At 74.5% G+C, this 15487-nt stretch carries 13 protein-coding genes and 1 pseudogene; 6 read left to right on the top strand and 8 right to left on the bottom strand.

Annotated features, from left to right (window positions below; genetic code table 11):
- Nucleotides 1-191: 191 nt before the first annotated feature.
- Nucleotides 192-1211: a hypothetical protein gene (locus tag AMK16_RS34790; RefSeq protein WP_073908204.1), complete on the top strand. Its 1020-nt coding sequence runs from the start codon at nt 192-194 to the stop codon at nt 1209-1211.
- 38 nt (nt 1212-1249) lie between these two features.
- Here the strand turns inward: AMK16_RS34790 and AMK16_RS03055 are convergent, their stop codons facing one another.
- On the bottom strand, nt 1250-2647 hold the full coding sequence (locus AMK16_RS03055) for a GntT/GntP/DsdX family permease (RefSeq protein WP_073908201.1): 1398 nt from the start codon (nt 2645-2647) through the stop codon (nt 1250-1252).
- Nucleotides 2648-2659: 12 nt separating this feature from the next.
- On the bottom strand, nt 2660-3154 hold the full coding sequence (locus AMK16_RS03050) for a gluconokinase (RefSeq protein ID WP_443333536.1): 495 nt from the start codon (nt 3152-3154) through the stop codon (nt 2660-2662).
- Nucleotides 3155-3314: 160 nt separating this feature from the next.
- On the opposite strand from AMK16_RS03050, the gene AMK16_RS03045 reads away from it, so the two are divergent.
- The gene (locus tag AMK16_RS03045; protein WP_073908195.1) at nt 3315-4025 is read left to right on the top strand and encodes a FadR/GntR family transcriptional regulator; all 711 of its coding nucleotides are present in this window, start codon (nt 3315-3317) and stop codon (nt 4023-4025) included.
- Nucleotides 4026-4216: 191 nt separating this feature from the next.
- On the opposite strand, the gene AMK16_RS03040 is transcribed toward AMK16_RS03045, so the two are convergent.
- The gene (locus AMK16_RS03040; protein ID WP_242438542.1) at nt 4217-5101 is read right to left on the bottom strand and encodes a sigma-70 family RNA polymerase sigma factor; all 885 of its coding nucleotides are present in this window, start codon (nt 5099-5101) and stop codon (nt 4217-4219) included.
- Nucleotides 5102-5363: 262 nt separating this feature from the next.
- Here AMK16_RS03040 and AMK16_RS03035 point away from each other — a divergent pair, with 262 nt between their 5' ends.
- Entirely contained in the window at nt 5364-5747 is a 384-nt protein-coding gene (locus tag AMK16_RS03035) for a hypothetical protein (protein ID WP_073908189.1), read from the top strand.
- A gap of 157 nt (nt 5748-5904) precedes the next feature.
- Here AMK16_RS03035 and AMK16_RS03030 read toward each other — a convergent pair whose 3' ends face one another.
- Together AMK16_RS03030 and AMK16_RS03025 are read right to left on the bottom strand one after the other, a co-directional pair.
- Nucleotides 5905-6291 carry a VOC family protein gene (locus tag AMK16_RS03030; protein ID WP_073910319.1) on the bottom strand — a complete coding sequence of 129 codons (387 nt, stop codon included), beginning with the start codon at nt 6289-6291 and terminating at the stop codon, nt 5905-5907.
- A gap of 74 nt (nt 6292-6365) precedes the next feature.
- Nucleotides 6366-8303 carry an ABC transporter ATP-binding protein gene (locus tag AMK16_RS03025; protein ID WP_073908186.1) on the bottom strand — a complete coding sequence of 646 codons (1938 nt, stop codon included), beginning with the start codon at nt 8301-8303 and terminating at the stop codon, nt 6366-6368.
- A gap of 138 nt (nt 8304-8441) precedes the next feature.
- On the opposite strand from AMK16_RS03025, the gene AMK16_RS03020 reads away from it, so the two are divergent.
- Nucleotides 8442-10577, top strand: coding sequence for an AMP-binding protein (locus AMK16_RS03020; RefSeq protein WP_073908183.1), 2136 nt, complete (start codon nt 8442-8444; stop codon nt 10575-10577).
- Here the strand turns inward: AMK16_RS03020 and AMK16_RS36975 are convergent.
- Complete coding sequence (locus AMK16_RS36975; RefSeq protein WP_073908180.1) at nt 10532-12538, bottom strand: GNAT family N-acetyltransferase; 2007 nt, start codon at nt 12536-12538, stop codon at nt 10532-10534. The genes AMK16_RS03020 and AMK16_RS36975 overlap by 46 nt on opposite strands.
- 96 nt (nt 12539-12634) lie before the next feature.
- On the opposite strand from AMK16_RS36975, the gene AMK16_RS03010 reads away from it, so the two are divergent.
- A complete protein-coding gene (locus AMK16_RS03010; protein ID WP_073908177.1) occupies nt 12635-13057 on the top strand; it encodes a DUF350 domain-containing protein in 423 nt (140 codons plus the stop codon).
- Nucleotides 13058-13176: 119 nt separating this feature from the next.
- Here AMK16_RS03010 and AMK16_RS36970 read toward each other — a convergent pair.
- Nucleotides 13177-13576: pseudogene (locus tag AMK16_RS36970) on the bottom strand (acyltransferase family protein); the annotation flags it as partial.
- A gap of 346 nt (nt 13577-13922) precedes the next feature.
- Between AMK16_RS36970 and AMK16_RS03005 the strand changes: the two are divergent.
- Complete coding sequence (locus AMK16_RS03005) at nt 13923-14315, top strand: hypothetical protein (RefSeq protein WP_073908174.1); 393 nt, start codon at nt 13923-13925, stop codon at nt 14313-14315.
- On the opposite strand, the gene AMK16_RS38025 is transcribed toward AMK16_RS03005, so the two are convergent.
- On the bottom strand, nt 14269-15468 hold the full coding sequence (locus AMK16_RS38025; RefSeq protein WP_143196786.1) for a trypsin-like peptidase domain-containing protein: 1200 nt from the start codon (nt 15466-15468) through the stop codon (nt 14269-14271). The two genes, AMK16_RS03005 and AMK16_RS38025, sit on opposite strands and share 47 nt — an antisense overlap.
- Nucleotides 15469-15487: the final 19 nt, after the last annotated feature.

Genomic DNA, 15487 nt, shown 5'->3' with positions numbered 1-15487 from the left:
TCACGTTCCGGCCGCTCCACGGTCTTGCTGCTTCGCCGCGTTCCTGTTCGCCCGCCCCGGCTCCACCGCGCTGCCGGCTCCGGCTCCGGCTCCGTCAGCACTGCACCACCGCCCCACCGAAGCAGCACCGCCCCACCGAAGCACCACCACCCCACCACCCGCGACCCATCGCCGAACCACGCGAGGAACCCATGCCCGACGCCGCGACCTCAGCGTCCGCCGAAGCGGACGTCGACCTGCTCGACGACCTGTGCCGCGAACTCGCCCACACCGCCGACGCGGTCGGTGAGGCCGCCCGCTACGCCTCGGGGCTGGCCCTCGGCGCCCGCCTGCCCGTCTCCGCCCTGGCCCGGGGAGGCCGCCGCAGGCTCGGGTGGCGCATCCTGCTGCACACCCTGGCCGATCCGGCGGGCCTCGGCTGGGCCCCGCGCGGCCGGGGCGTGGCGCTGGCCGGCCGGCTCGTCGGTCTGCTGGCCGGCCGGGAGAGCCTCGCGGTCAGCGTCGCCGTCTGCGGGCTCCGGCTCCGCATCCGGGCCATGAGCGCGCGCCGCCCGGAACTCCTGCGGGACCCGGGCGCGGCCGCGGTGCTCGCCGCCGCCGAGGAGAGCCGGCAGGGGGAGGCGGTCCGCCTGTTCCGGCGCATCATGCGCGAGCGGGGCGCCGAGCACGCCTTCGCGCTGCTGGCCCCGGCCTTCGCCGACATCCTCGCCTGGAACGCGCTGACGGACGCGAACCCCTTCAACGACCACGCCGGATGGCAGGTCGCCACCGGCCGGGCCGTGCCCGCCGAGCCGTTCCTCGGGCTGGGCGCCGCCTTCCGCTCGCTCTGCGACCGCGGGCCGGTTGCGTCCGCCGGGGAGCCGGCCGGCTGCGCTTCCGGGCCGCCGGGAGCACTCGGGCGAGTCCGTCCAGAGCCGTACGCGCACCCCGACGGCCCCGAACACGGGCACGGGTACGGGCACGAGCGCAAGCCCGTGCCCGTACCCAAGCCCGTGCCCGTGCCCGTGCCCGGCAGTCTGCGCGGCCACGCCACCGCGCTGCGCTCCCACGCCGTGCGGCTCCGGGCGACGACGGCCACACCTGCCTGGCGCGGCGCGCGGGCCGCCGCACTGCGCGCCGAAGTCGCGGACCTCGCCGGCCGCTGCGCCACCGCGGCGCACGGCTTCGTGCTGGCAGCCGACCAACTCGGCGAGGAACGAGTGAAGTTCTGAGCGCCGGCCCGGACGCACGCGGCGTCCGGGCCGGAGGTTCACAGGACCAGGGACAGCAGCAGGACGAAGCCCAGGCCGACCACCGAGATGATCGTCTCCATCACCGACCAGGTCTTGAGGGTCTGGCCGACGGTCATCCCGAAGTACTCCTTCACCAGCCAGAACCCGGCATCGTTGACGTGACTGAAGAACAGCGAGCCCGTCCCGATGGCCAGGACCAGCAGTGCGGTCTCGGTGGTGGACATCCCGGCGGCCAGCGGGGCCACCAGCCCGGCCGCCGAGATCGTGGCCACCGTCGCGGAGCCGGTGGCGAGGCGGATGGCGACGGCGATCAACCAGGCCAGCAGCAGGGCCGGGATGGCCCACCCCTTCGACAAGTCCATGATCATTTGGCCGACGCCCACGTCGATGAGGGTCTGCTTGAAGCCGCCGCCCGCGCCGACGATCAGCAGGATGCCGGCGATCGGGGCCAGGGACTTGTCGACCGTGCCGGACAGGCGCTCCCTGGTGAAGCCGGCCGCCCGGCCCAGGGTGAACATGCCCACCAGCACCGCCGTGAGCAGGGCGATCAGTGGCGAGCCCGCGACGTCCGTGACGCGCTGGACCGCACTGTCGGGGTCATTGACCACGATGTCGACGAGAGCCTTGATCAGCATCAGGGCCACGGGAAGCAGCACGGTGAAGACCGTGGCCCCGAAGCGGGGCCGGTGCTCGGAGTCGGCCGACGCGCGTTCGACGACCATGTTCTCGGGAGCCGGGATGTCCACCCACCGCGCCGCGTACCGGGAGAAGAGCGGCCCCGCGATGATCACCGTGGGGATGGCGACGAGCACACCGAGGCCGAGGGTGACGCCCAGGTTGGCGTGGAGGGCGTCGATGGCGACGAGGGGCCCGGGGTGCGGCGGGATCAGCCCGTGCATGACGGACAGGCCGGCCAGCGCCGGGATGCCGATCCGCATCAGGGAGTAGTTGCCCCGCTTGGCCACCAGCAGCACCACGGGGATCAGCAGCACGATGCCGACCTCGAAGAAGAGCGGCAGCCCGATCACCGAGGCGATCAGCACCATGGCCCACGGCATGGCCCGGCCCTTCGCGCGGGCGAGGATCGTGTCGACGATCTCGTCCGCCCCGCCGGAGTCCGCGAGCAGCCGGCCGAGGATGGCGCCGAGGGCGATCAGTACGCCCACGCCGGCGACGGTGGAACCGAGACCGGCGGTGAAGCTGGATATCGTCTTGGCCAACGGCGCGCCCGCGAACACCCCGAGGGCGAGCGAACCGACCGTCAGCGCCAGGAAGGCGTGCAGCCTGAGCCGGGTGATGAGCAGCACGATGACGGCGATGCCCGCGAGGACGGCTATCCCCAGCTGGGTGTTCCCGGCCGAGGTGATCGGTCCGGTGCCGGCCGCTGCCAGAGTCTCGACGCTGAGACTGGTCACGGTGACGTTTCCTTAAGTGTCGGTGGCGGTGAGCCGACGCAGGGCGGCGAGCGCCCGCTCGGTGATGTCTTCGGGGGATCCGGACACGTCCACGGCGACGCCGGCTTCGTCCTGGCGCAGCGGCTCCAGCGCCGCGAACTGCGAGTCCAGCAGGGTGGCGGGCATGAAGTGGCCGGTGCGGGCGGCCATCCGCTCCTCGATCAGCGGACGGTCACCGGTGAGGTGGACGAACACCACCCCGGGAGCTGCTGCGCGCAGCCGGTCGCGGTAGGCGCGCTTGAGCGACGAAGCCGCCACCACCGCGCCGCGCGGCTGCGCCCGGTCGCGGATCCACCTGCCGATGGCGTCGAGCCACGGCCACCGGTCCGCGTCGTCCAGGGGGGTGCCGGCCGACATCTTGGCGACGTTGGCCGCCGGGTGGAAGGCGTCGCCCTCCGCGTAGGGGAGGGCGAGCGCCTCCGCGAGCAGCCGGCCCACGGTCGTCTTGCCGGTGCCGGCCACACCCATCACCACAATGACGCGCTGGGAGCTCACGTCGTACCTCGCTGTCCTCGTCGACCTGGTTCCGTGCGCGCACCACTGAAGCTTATTAAGTAGTACTTATTCAAGACCCTGGTCTGAAACATCACATCTTTGGTCTGGTGGGGCGTCACCGTACGCTTGCGCCATGACCACCGAAGGCCGTCCTGGCCAGGGCCTCCACTCCCGTGTGCTGGACACCATCGGCCTCGCGATCACCGCCGGCGAGTACCCGCCGGGCAGCGTCCTGCGCACGGACGAGATCGCCGAGCGCTTCGACGCCTCCCGCACCGTGGTGCGCGAGGTCGTACGCGTACTGGAATCGATGCACCTGGTCGAATCCCGGCGCCGGGTCGGGGTCACCGTGCGCCCCACCGACGAGTGGAACGTCTACGACCCGCGCGTCATCCGCTGGCGGCTCGCCGGCGCCGACCGGCCCCGCCAGCTGCGCTCCCTCACCGTGCTGCGCTCGGCGATCGAGCCCGTCGCGGCCGGGCTCGCGGCCGTCCGCGCCACGCCCGAGCAGTGCGCCGAACTCACCGAAGCGGCCCTCGGCATGGTCCGCACGTCGCGCGGGCACCAGCTCGACGGCTACCTGCGCCACGACATCGCCTTCCACCGCGTCGTGCTGAACGCCTCCGGCAACGAGATGTTCGCCCGCCTGGGGGACGTGGTCGCCGAGGTGCTGACCGGCCGCACCGAGCACGCGGTGATGTTCCACGACCCCGACCCGGCGGCCGTCACCCTGCACGTCCGGGTGGCCGAGGCCGTACGCGAGGGCGACGCGGCCCGTGCCGAGGCGCTGACCCGGCAGATCGCCGAGGGCGCCCTGGAGGAGCTGGACGTACTGGCGCCGTGACGGCCGCGGCCGCGGCCGCGGTGACGGCCGTGCCCGCCGGTACGGTCGCGCCGCCCGGCCCGCGGGGGACCCGCGCGCCCGGCCAGAGGACCGCGGTGGCCGGCCCGAGGAGACCGTGGCGGCCGCCCCGAGGACCCGCGCGCCCGGCCCGAGACCCCTGCCCCCGGGCCGGGAGCTCCTGACGCGGTCGGTCAGGCGTCGAGGACCGCGAGGTCGAGCTCGCGCAGGCGGTCCGCTTCCGCCACCACGTCGATCTCGGTGATCAGACCGTCCTCGATGGTGAAGCGGAGCACCAGGTTCAGCCGCCCCAGCGGGGCCATCACGAGGCCGATCGCGCCGTTGACCAGCGCGGGCTGCGTGGCCTGCGCCCGCCGCATGGCGGCCATCGCACCCTGGGCGACGGTGACGGCGCCACTGATGAAGACGGGGGCGGGCGACGGCACGACGGCCTTGTCGGCCCGGAGCACCACATCGGGATGGAGCAGCGTGACCAGGGCGTCGAAGTTCCCTCCGCGCGTGGCGGCCAGGAAGGCGTCCACGACGCGCCGCCGACGGGTCAGGTCGGCCTCGGGCGCCGGCGGGGCCCCCTTGATGCGGCGCCGGGCGCGGCTCGCCAGCTGCCGGGTCGCCGCCGGGGTGCGGTCGATCATCGGGGCGATCTCGTCGAACGGCACGGCGAACAGGTCGTGCAGGACGAACGCGAGCCGCTCCGCCGGAGTGAGGGTGTCGAGCACCACGAGCAGCGCCAGACCGACGGAGTCGGCCAGGACGGCCTCCTGTTCGGGGTCGACGGCGTCCTGGCGGCTGACGGCCGGGTCGGCCGGACAGGTCTCCATGGAGTCCTCGCGCCGGGTCTCGCGCGTGCGCAGCATGTTCAGGCACACGCGCGCCACGACCGTGGTCAGCCAGCCGCCGAGGTTCTCGATCTCGCTGGTGTCGGAGCGGTCGAGGCGCAGCCACGCCTCCTGCACGGCGTCCTCGGCCTCGCTGAGCGAACCGAGCATGCGGTAGGACACCGCTCTCAGATGCGAACGGTGCTCTTCGAAACGCTCCGTCAGCGCTGAACTGTCACTCACCGGGCAGATCCCTTCGTCGCGGCCGGTCATCACCGTAGATCACCGGAAAACCGCAGGAACGGGCGGGGAGTTGGAGCACCGCCCGTCAGCGGCGACGCGCCTGCGGGCCACCCCGGCTCGGGTCCCCGCGGTCCGGTCCGGCCGCGGAGGGCGCTGCTGGATAATGGCGGGGCGCAGTGGGCGGCCGACGACCGCTGGGCACAGCGCAGGCAATGGAGACGCCGGGGACACGAGGTGGTCCGGCAGAAGAGGGAGCGCCCCGATGGACGTGCAGCACTTCGAGCGGATCACCGCCTTCATCGAAGCGCGGCTCACCCCGCTGTTCGACGCGGAGACCGGCAGCGAGTACGGCTTCGGGATGGACGACACCTCCCGTGCGCTGCGCGCGCTGCGCAACGCCGTCCTGGAGGCCTCGGCCGTCAAGGGCCTCCTCGCGAAGCGGGAGTCGGCCGAGCCGGCCATGCGCCGCGTCATCGACCAGTCGGTGGAACACAACTGGGACGTGCTGCGCGGCATCGCCCGCCAGTGGGAGGACCACGCCGACTTCCGCCGCGAGTTCAAGCGCCACGCGTGGGAACTCGACGCGGCCCCGGCGCCGGCCGCCGCCCCCGGACCGGCCGCGCCTCCCGCGCCGGCCGAGGGCTGACCAGCGCCTCCTCCCGGCCAAGGCGTCTCGGGGACCTGGGGGCGAGCCCGACCCGCCGGGCGAACGCACTGATGCTCACCCGTTCGCTGCCCATCAGTTCGGGTTCAGGTGCCCCGCCCCCATGAGCGTGATGCTCGGACCGTTCGGGCAGGAGGCGTCACGCGGGGCTCCCGGTGCCGGCGCGGGGAGTGGTCTGCTGGACCGCCCAGCCGTTGCCGTCCGGGTCGGAGAAGTAGACGAAGGAACCCCACGGCATGTCCTGGATCTCCGTCACCTCGATGCCCCGGCCGCGCAGGTCGGCGTACGCCTCCTCGATGTCGGCGACCACGACCTGCATGTTGTCCAGCGATCCCGGCACCATCCGGGTGAGCCCCCGCCCCAGGGCGATGGAACAGGCCGAGCCCGGCGGGGTCAGCTGCACGAAGCGGATGTCCTCGCTGACGGTCACGTCGTGGTCGGCGTGGAAGCCGAGCCCCTCGTAGAAGGCCTTGGCCCGGTCGACATCGGTGACGGGGACGGCGACCAGCTCCAGCTTGATGTCCATCAAGTGCTCCTGTTCCAGGATCGTCGGGGCCCGGTGGGGGGCCGTCGGGCCGCGGGTCGCGGGCCCGGCGGCCATCATGCTCCCGCCACCGGCGCGGCGCCGCCCGTGGCTCGCCCGGCCGCCTCCCGCGCCGCCTCCGGCGCAGTCGTCTGCGCCGCGGCGAACTGGGTGCGGTACAGCTCCTCGTACCGGCCGCCCGCCGCCAGCAGTTCGGTGTGCGTGCCGCGTTCCACGATCCGCCCGTCCTCCACGACCAGGATCAGGTCCGCCGCCTGCACGGTCGACAGCCGGTGCGCGATCACCACCGCCGTCCGGCCGGCCAGGGCCTCGTCCAGTGCCTCCTGCACCGCCGCCTCCGAGGTGGAGTCCAGGTGTGCGGTCGCCTCGTCGAGGATCACCACCCGCTGACGGGCCAGCAGCAGCCGCGCGATGGTCAGCCGCTGCCGCTCCCCGCCCGACAGCCGGTAGCCGCGCTCGCCGACGACGGTGTCCAGTCCGTCCGGCAGCGAGGCGACCAGTCCGTCCAGACGCGAACGGCGCAAGGCCTCCCAGATCTCCTCCTCGCCCGCCTCCGGGCGGGCCAGCAGCAGATTGGCCCGGACCGACTCGTGGAAGAGGTGCCCGTCCTGGGTGACCATGCCGAGCGTCTCGCGGATCGAGTCGGCCGTGAGGTCCCGTACGTCGACGCCGCCGAGGCGGACCGCTCCCTCGTCGGCGTCGTACAGCCGCGGCAGCAGCTGCGCGATGGTCGACTTGCCCGCCCCCGACGACCCGACCAGGGCGACCATCTGCCCGGGCTCCGCCCGGAAGGAGACCCCGTGCAGGACCGGGGTGCCGCCCCGGGTGTCGAGGGTGGCGACCTCCTCCAGGGAGGCGAGCGAGACCTTCTCTGGCGAGGGGTAGGCGAAAGAGACCCCGTCGAACTCGACCGCCACCGGACCCTCCGGGACCCGACGGGCATCCGGCTTCTGGGTGATCAGCGGCTTCAGGTCGAGGATCTCGAAGACCCTCTCGAAGCTCACCAGCGCGCTCATCACCTCGACGCGGGCGCCGGCGAGCGCGGTCAGCGGGGCGTACAGCCGGGTCAGAAGCAGCGCCAGGGCGACGACCGAACCTGCCTCCAGGGTCCCGCGCAGGGCGTAGTGGCCGCCGAGTCCGTAGACGAGCGCCAGGGCCAGCGCCGAGACCAGGGTCAGGGCGGTGATGAACGCCGACTGCGCCATCGCCGTACGGATCCCGATGTCCCGCACCCGCGCCGCCCGGGCCGCGAACTCGGCGGACTCGTCGGCGGGCCGCCCGAACAGCTTGACCAGCGTCGCGCCGGGAGCGGAGAACCGCTCGGTCATCTGGGTGCCCATCGCCGCGTTGAGCGCGGACGCCTCGCGCTGCATGGCCGCCATCCGGGCCCCCATCCGGCGGGCCGGCAGGACGAACACCGGCAGCAGCACCAGCGCCAGCAGGGTGATCTGCCAGGAGATGCTCAGCATCACGGCGAGCGTCAGCAGCAGGGTCACCGTGTTGGCGACCACCCCGGACAGGGTGTTGCTGAACGCCCGCTGCGCGCCGATCACATCGTTGTTGAGGCGGCTGACCAGGGCCCCGGTGCGGGTCCGGGTGAAGAACGCGACCGGCATCCGCTGCACGTGGTCGAAGACGGCCGTCCGCAGGTCGAGGATGAGCCCCTCGCCGAGGGTGGCGGAGAGCCGGCGGGTCAGCAGTCCCAGGGCCGCCTCGGCGACCGCGATCACCGCGATGAGCAGGGCGAGGCGGGTGACCGTGCCGCTGTCCCGGCCGCCGACGATGGCGTCCACGATGCGGCTGGCGAGTACGGGGGTGGCCACCGCCAGCAGCGCCGTGACCATGCTGAGCAGCAGGAAGAGGGTGAGCCCGCGGCGGTGCGGGCGGGCGAAGGCGGCGACCCGGCGCAGGCTCGCCCGGGAGACCGGGCGCCGGTCCTGCTGGGCGTTGATCGCGCTGTGCAGCGATGTCCAAGCGGTGACTTCCATGTCCATGGCCGAAACGGTATGACCTCAACCAAACTTCAGGTCAAGGTTTTCCGCCGGCCTGCCCTTCCCGAGTCCAACTCCCGCTCGTATGAGGATTTTTCCCGTCCCTCTTCCGCCACCGGTACCCGGTGGCATCATCGGTCCATGACGCTGGGATCCGAGCCCACCGGCTCAGCCGGACAGCCCGAAGCCGCCGAAGACAACGCTTCCGTCACACACAGCGCCTCCGCCGCAGACACCGCAGCGAGCAGGGACGCAGCCGCCACCACGGACACCCACGAGCCGTCGGACACCGTCCTGGAGCGTTTCGAGCGGTGGGTGCGCCGGGCCCCCGGCTCCCGCGCCGTCACGGCCGGTCCGGACAGCCTCACCTACGGCGAACTCGAAGCCCGCGCGAACCAGTTGGCTCACCACCTGCTCGACGCCGGACTGCCGCCCGGCGGCCTCGTCGCCGTGGGGACAGACCGGCAGGCCGAACTCCTCGTCGCCGTCCTCGCCGCACTCAAGGCCGGGGCGGCCTACACCGTCATCGACGTCGAGGCGCCGCACACCGGGCAGCGCCAGCTCGCCGCGGTCCGTCCCTTCGCGCTGCTCACGCACGCCGCCCACCAGGCGCGCCTCGACGGCGGCCGCGGGCTGCGGGTGGTCCGCCTCGGGGCGGAGGCGGCCGAGATCGCGGCCCGCTCCACGGCGCCGCCCGCCCGGCCGGCGTCCGCCTGGCCCGCGCACGAGCGGACCGCGGCGTACCTCTTCACCGGGGGTGCGGTGCCCCGCCCGGTCCCCGTCAGTCACGCGCGGCTGCTCGCCGCACACGACAGCTGGGCGGAGGTGGCCCACCCGACCCCGCAGGACCGCCACCTGATCACCGCCGGATCCGCCGTCACCGCCTTCGCGGCGGGCTGGACCAAGGCACTGTGCGCGGGCGGGAGCCTCGTCGTGCCCGAGCGCGCACCGTGGGAACCCGAGGCGATCCGCCGCGCCATCGATGCCGAGCAGGTGTCCGTCCTGCACACCGACCCCGCCGGCGCGGCCCGGCTGCTCCTGGAGGGCCCCGTCCCCCGGCCCGCGGCGCCCGCCGGCGTCCCCAAGGCCCGGGCTGCGGCCTCCGCCGGACCGCGCGCACTGCGCCTGGTCACCGTCACCGGCGACCGGCTCTACCTCGACGAACAGGCAGCCCTGCAAGGGAGGCTGCGGACCGGCGCACGGCTGATCGGTGTCTACGGGCCCACCGAGACGGCGGGCACCGGCACCCGGTTCGAACTGCCCCAGCTGTCCGGCCCCGTCGACGATCCGGAACAGCTCTGCCTCCTCGGCACCCCTTTCCCCGGCTTCCGCGTGGACCTGCGCGACGGCCAGGTCCACCTCACCCCGCCCGACGGCGGTGACGCGATCCCCACCGGGGACCTCGCCCGGCTCCGCAGTGACGGACTGCTGGAGTTCGGCGGCCGGCTCCGCGACCGCATCACCCTGGCCGGCCGCACCCTGGACCCGCACCGCGTCGAATCCGTCATCCGCGGCCACGAAGGCGTCGGCGGGGCGATCGTGAGCGCCGTCCCCGGCTCCGCGCAGGTGCCGCGCCTGGTCGCGTACCTCGTCCCGCCGGCCGCGGACCCCTCCAGCCCCCCGGGCGCCGGCCTGCCGGATGCCGAAGCGCTGCGCGAGCACCTCGCGGACCGGCTGCCCGCCGGGGAGCGGCCCCGCGCCGTGGTGCGGCTGCGCGCGCTGCCCCGCACGGCGGCCGGCCAGGAGGACCGCGACGCCCTGCCCCAGCCGGCCCGGCCGGGGGCCGCGCACGCCGGCCCGCGCAGCTCCGGCAAGTACGGCGGCGCCCCCCACGCCGGGCAGCAGTCGCTGTCCTGCGTACTGGGCTGTGGGTCGATCCTGCTCGGCGGCATCGCCTGGGGCACCACGTTCGCCCTGTGGCCCGGCTCGACCGACGTCACGGGCGTGCCGCAGCCCTGGGCGTTCCTTTTCAACGTCCTCTACCTGTTCGAGTGTCTGGCCTTCGGCCTCGGGGTGGTCTTCCTGTTCGCCGGCCGCGCCCGGATGCCGGCCCAGGGCCACGGACGGTTCCTCACGAAGGCCGCCCACCTCGCCATCGTCTACCTGCTGGTCGCCTGGTGGCCCCAGGACAACCTGTACCGGCTCGCAGCCAAGCACGACTGGCCCCGCCAGGCCGCCCTCGTCTACACCTTCAACGTCCCGCTGATGATCGCCGCCGCGGTGGTGGCCTACTACGTCGCCCGGCGGCGCACCCACCACTTCGACTTCGGCGACTGACCGGCTCGCGCCGCGCCGCCGGGCCCGGCGGCGAAGCCGTTTGCCGTGGGCCCGTACCCGGACCCGTACCCGGACCCGGACCCGGACCCGGATCCGGATGCGAATGCGATCTCGAACCCGTCGCCGACTGCCAGGACCCGCGCCCGGATCAGCGCCTCGGCCGCGTCCAATACCTCCCTGCCGTGCGCGGCGACCAGGACGGCGATCCAGGGCGCCGGGTCGAAGGCGGCCGTCGGGATCGCGGGGACGAACACCGCCCCCATCTCCGCGCACTCCCGGGCCAGGCCCTCGCACAGCTCGTCCAGCTGCGCTTCCGGCAGCCGCGCGCCCAGCTCCACCCGGTCGGCGATCCGTACGAGGTGCCCCGCGCCCCGCAGCACGTCGAGCCGGGCCGCCACCAGGAAGGCGACCGACGGCCCGGTCAGCCGCAGGTTCGTCTCGGTCGGCGCCAGCCGCCCCGCTCCGTCGGTGACGAAGTCCACGTCGAACCAGCCCCGGTAGCCGTCGGCCGCCAACTCCCGCCCCACCGCCTCCCCGAAGGCCAGCAACGGCCCGCGCGCCCACCCGGGCACCACACCGGGGCCCACCGTCGCCCCCCGGTAACCGCCGTCCTCGACGTCCATGACAGCCGCCCCGACCGAGTGCAACCCGCCGTCTGCGTCCACGAAGCCGTCGTACGTCAGATCCCGCGGGCAGTCGCCCCACGCGGGTCCGGACGGCGCATCCGGTCCGGACGACACACCCGGTCCGGGGGGCGTATCCGGTTCGGCCGGCCCCTCCGCCCGGCCCGGCCCGTCCGGCCCGTCCGCCCCGTCCGGGCCGCCCACGAACTCCTCCACCAGCAGCGGCCCGCGCGGAAGGTGCCGCAGCGCGGCCCGTGCCCCGCCGGCCGCGCGGATCGAGCCGGGCGTCAGCACCGTGGTCCCCGAACCCCCGACCCCGTGCTCCGATTTCAGAACAGTGCTCTCGCCCGCCCCGGCGCGCGCGGCCACCAGCCGCGCCGCCCCCCACCGGGTACGGGGCCGCCACTGCGCCGGCAACACGATCCCCGGATGGCCGCCGTCCGACAGGATCCGCGCGAAGAGCCCGTGCGCCGCGGACTTCGACTCGTACCGCAGTTCCCCCTCGCGCCACGGCCGGCCCGACAGCAGGGCGAACTGCCGCGTCCGCCCCCACGGTACGAGGGGCAGCCCGGCCGCGGTGAGGAGCGCGGCCAGCGCCGGCCGCTCCCGTACGGCCTCGCTGAGGCCGGGACCGGCCTCCGCCAGGCCGTCGAACACCTCGACCCCGGCCCACCCCAGCTGGCGGCAGACCAGCCCGGTCCAGTGACGCGACACGGTCCGCGGCAGCACCAGCGCCGCCGGGTAGGGGCTGTAGAAGGCGGCCAGGCAGGCGTAGTGGTGGGCGGCCCGCTGGTCCCGGCCGAGCGAGGCGTCGGCGAACTGCGCGTTGAACTCGGCGACGTTCCCCACGTGTACGCCGCGCCGGCCCCCGGTCCATGCCCGAGCCCAGGCGGCGAGCGGGACCGGCGCGACCTCGAAGCGGACCAGCCCCTCCGGGCCGCCGGGCGCGGCCACCGCCCCCATCGCCCGGTAGAAGCCGGCCGCGTGCGGATCGGCGTCGATCACCAGCCGGCGCACCCCCAGGTCCACCGCCCGGCGCAGCGCGTCCCGGTAGAGCAACCGGCCCACCCCCCGGCCGATGGCCCGCGGCTCCACGAACAGCAGCCCGAGCGCCGCCCGCGGGGCCGAGCCCTCCAGGGAGGCGAGCCCGAGCACCCTCCCCCCGGCGTCCTGCGCCACCACGATCCGGCGCGCCGTCACCTCGTCGGGCCGGATCCGCAGTTCCGGCGCGCAGGCGTCCAGGAAGTCGGGCCCGTACCCCCAGTACGCCTTGGACCGCCGTACCAGCCCGGTCAGTGCCTCCGCCTGGTCCACGCGCGCGGCCCTGAGCTCTGCCATGTCCTGACCTCCCGATGGAAGGGGCCGAGGCCGTGCGATACATTCGGCCTCCCCACGGCACATGCTTATCCCACCCCCGCGCAGACAGGCTTCTCAATGAGCGACATCGTCAACGGCCTTGGCCGCACGAGTGCCTACGGCGCCCTCGGCCTGGTCCTGCTGATCCTCGGCATCGTCCTGGTGGACGTGCTGACGCCCGGGAAGCTCCCCAAGCAGATCTGGGAGGAGCGCAACCGCAATGCCGCCCTCCTGCTCAGCTCCGCCCTCCTCGGCATCGGCGGCATCGTCTTCACCTCGATCTGGACCACGTACGACGACTTCGGCAAGGGCCTGCTGTCCACCGCGGCCTTCGGCGTGCTCGGCCTCGTGCTGATGGCGGTCGCCTTCCTCGTGCTCGACCTGGTGACCCCGGGCAAGCTCGGTGCCATAGTCGTGGATCCCGAGCCGCACCCGGCGGTCTGGGTCACGGCCTCCTGCAACCTCGCCGTCGCCGCGATCGTGGCGGCCTCGATCGCCTGACGCCTGACGCCTGACGCCTCACGCCTCACGCCTTACGTCGCGGGGCGCGCGAGTCCCCGCACGACACGACGAGAGCGCCGCTCCCCGCGGGGAGCGGCGCTCTCGTCATGTGCCGCGCGCTACGCCAGGCCCAGCGCGAACACCGGGAAGCCGGCGCGCAGCAGACCGGCCACGGCCCGCGCACGGCCGTCGCCCCGCCGCGGGCCGCGCCCGCGGCCGGCCCTCGAACCGGCGGGCGTACCGCGCGATGCCCACCAGCAGCGCCGCGAAGACCGGCATCCACGCGAGGCGCGCCGCGATCCAGCCCGGTGGGTCCGGCGCCGTCGTCAGGCCCGCGAGCCCGCCCGCGAAGGAACCGGGCACGGCCGCGGCCGGCATGGCCGTCTGGTGCCAGCACAGGACCGTCATCGCACACAGGTTGATCGCGGCGACCGGAGCCCACAGCGCCGGCCGGGCCGGCAGCCGCGCGAGCGGGTCGCGCAGCAGGATCGCGGCCTCCGACTGGGCCGCCGCCAGGGCCGGGCCGGTCCGGAGACGGGCGGCCCGGTGCGGCGCCCGGCCCGCGCGGTCGCCCCCTCGCTCGCGACCCCGCTGGTCCTCGCCTGCAACGCGGCCATCGTGCTCAACCTGCTGTCGGTGCCGTTCCCCGCCGTCGTCCTGGACGGAGCCGCCTTCATGGGGAACAGACCTCCCTCGTGTCCCTCGTCCTGTTCCGCCTGTGGCTGCAGGTCGTGGCCTCCTGAGCGCACCGACAACCCGTCACACGGGTCCGCACACCGGTCCGCACGCCGGTCCGCACGCGTGTTGCCCGGCGGCCGGGTCCGGGCCGTCCGTTCCCCCGGCGGACGCCGATCGTTGACCCGGCATGGAACTGCCGACCATCGCGGCGCCGGGCGTCGGGGAACGGGCCGACGCCGCGGCCGATGCCGCCTGCCACCTCTACGACACGGTCGCGCCCCGGAGCGGCGGCGCCTTCGGCGGGTGGAGCCGGACCGCGGCCGAGGACGCCGCCGAGACGATCGAGACCACCGCCCACGCCCTCGCGCACACCGTTCCGGACGCCGAGGTCATCCTCGCCCCGGTGCACGCCGCCGTCGCCGAGCTGCGCCGGCGGCTCGGGCTGGCGCCCGCCGACCCCCTGACCGCCGCCGGGCTCCCGGCGACCCCGCGCGCGGTGGGCAACCCGCGCCGCACACGCTGGATCCGGGCCCTCACCCCGCCTTCGCCGCGGCAGCCGCCTTCTCGTACAACTTCCTGACGCTCGCGCCGAAGTAGGAGCTGTAGGACGTGTCGGCGTTGTCCCCGCCCGTCTTCCAGCCGCCGATGACGCCGACCACGTCACCGGTCCCGGTCCGTGCGTCGTAGTGGAGCAGGAACGGTCCGCCGCTGGTCCCGCCCGGGTAGCCCGTGCAGTCGATCCGCTGGAACGATCCCGGGATCCGGGCATCGGCGCTGGTGAACTTCGTCGTCCGGTTGACGCACAGCCGCGGGCGGGCGGCCGCGGCCGGGTACCCGATCAGTGTGACCTGCGCGTGTGCGTAACCGGAGCGGGTGAGCAGCCTGTTCGCGCCGACCACGTCCTCCACCGCGAAGCCGTCGCGGCCCGGGCCCACCTGGGCGAAGGCCACGTCGAGCGTTGCCGCCCGGTCGGGGCCCCGCGACCGGTAGCGCGGATCGATCCAGATCCTGGAGTGGCCGCCGGACTGCAGGACCGGGAACATCCCGTACGGCTGCGGGTTCGCGCGGGTGTAGTGCGGTACGAAGGCAACGCGCTGGGTGTCCGAGCCGGTCAGGCAGTGCGCCGCGCTCAGCACGAGGTTGTGCCCGGGGGAGGCGACCACGCTCGCCGTGCAGAAGTACGCACCCCCGCCCTTGACGACGAACATCCGGCCGACGGCCGGGACACCGTCGAAGTCCTGGCCGACACCGGGCCCGGCGAAGGCGGGCGGGGCCGGAGCCGGTTTCACGACCGGCTTCACCACCTGGGCGGCGGTCGCGGCCGGAGTGGGGTTCGGGGCCGGCGTCGCGGTGGGGCTGGGCGTCGGCGCCGGAGCCGGGAGGACGGGAGGTGCGGCCGGATCCGCCGCCGTCGGGTCCGGGGCCGGGGGCACGGCCGGCAGGGGGACCTCGGACGGCTCCGTCCGCACCCCGTCCGCCGGCGCCGCGGCCGCAGCCGGGTCCGGGCCGTCGGCGGGTCCGGTCACGGGCTCCGTGCCCGGCGGTGCGGGATGCGCCGGGGGCAACGGGACGGCCGAGGCCATCCGCTCGGCGGTCCAGAAGGACTGCGCCTCGCGGGCGGACCAGCGGCCCACGGCCGCATGAGCGGCGCCGCCCGCCCCGGCGACGGGCATCGGGCCGGTCGTCAGCAGCAGGGCGGCCGCCGCAACGGCCATCGTCAACGTACGTCGCATCGCGGTACTCCTAGAGGGC

This window comes from Streptomyces sp. CB00455, from assembly GCF_001905445.1.
Classification (GTDB): Bacteria; Actinomycetota; Actinomycetes; order Streptomycetales; family Streptomycetaceae; genus Streptomyces.
Note: the sequence above shows the minus strand (reverse complement) of the source record. Positions and strands in the feature narration are given on the sequence as shown.

Coding starts and splice junctions, on each gene's coding strand:
- AMK16_RS34790 (WP_073908204.1), top strand. CDS start 192: ATGCCCGACGCCGCGACCTCAGCGTCCGCCGAAGCGGACGTCGACCTG.
- AMK16_RS03050 (WP_443333536.1), bottom strand. CDS start 3,154: ATGGGTGTGGCCGGCACCGGCAAGACGACCGTGGGCCGGCTGCTCGCG.
- AMK16_RS03045 (WP_073908195.1), top strand. CDS start 3,315: ATGACCACCGAAGGCCGTCCTGGCCAGGGCCTCCACTCCCGTGTGCTG.
- AMK16_RS03035 (WP_073908189.1), top strand. CDS start 5,364: ATGGACGTGCAGCACTTCGAGCGGATCACCGCCTTCATCGAAGCGCGG.
- AMK16_RS03030 (WP_073910319.1), bottom strand. CDS start 6,291: ATGGACATCAAGCTGGAGCTGGTCGCCGTCCCCGTCACCGATGTCGAC.
- AMK16_RS03025 (WP_073908186.1), bottom strand. CDS start 8,303: ATGGACATGGAAGTCACCGCTTGGACATCGCTGCACAGCGCGATCAAC.
- AMK16_RS03020 (WP_073908183.1), top strand. CDS start 8,442: ATGACGCTGGGATCCGAGCCCACCGGCTCAGCCGGACAGCCCGAAGCC.
- AMK16_RS36975 (WP_073908180.1), bottom strand. CDS start 12,538: ATGGCAGAGCTCAGGGCCGCGCGCGTGGACCAGGCGGAGGCACTGACC.
- AMK16_RS03010 (WP_073908177.1), top strand. CDS start 12,635: ATGAGCGACATCGTCAACGGCCTTGGCCGCACGAGTGCCTACGGCGCC.
- AMK16_RS03005 (WP_073908174.1), top strand. CDS start 13,923: ATGGAACTGCCGACCATCGCGGCGCCGGGCGTCGGGGAACGGGCCGAC.
- AMK16_RS38025 (WP_143196786.1), bottom strand. CDS start 15,468: ATGCGACGTACGTTGACGATGGCCGTTGCGGCGGCCGCCCTGCTGCTG.